This is a genomic window from Acetobacter sp. UBA5411 (assembly GCF_002409645.1).
Lineage (GTDB): Bacteria > Pseudomonadota > Alphaproteobacteria > Acetobacterales > Acetobacteraceae > Acetobacter.
On sequence record NZ_DHNR01000013.1, the window covers coordinates 1 to 250 of the forward strand.

The 250-nt window shown below is 39.2% G+C and carries 1 protein-coding gene; it reads left to right on the forward strand.

Translation table 11 applies throughout. From position 1 onward, the window contains the following. Positions 1–62: 62 nt before the first annotated feature. Positions 63–250 (forward strand): hypothetical protein (locus tag B3759_RS03995; protein ID WP_291363835.1); only part of this gene is annotated, 188 nt, incomplete at its 3' end.

The following is a 250-nucleotide window of genomic DNA, read 5'->3' on the forward strand; positions in this document are numbered from 1 at the left end:
CCATCTGCAGAACGAAGTTCCCTGCGAGACACATAGAGGCAACGATTTTACGGATAGAAGTCATGTTTACTTTCCTTGCTTGGTGTGAATTACAGCAGAAAGACAAATATTTTCAGAGAAAAAAGTCTCTTATTGACCAACGAAAAGGATACCTTCGACGCAGCTATGCTGTTGAAAACAGAATAGTATTGAAAGCTTTCGTCATGCGTTGCTCAAGCTCATCAATGTCTTTTTTAGAAATAATGAGAGG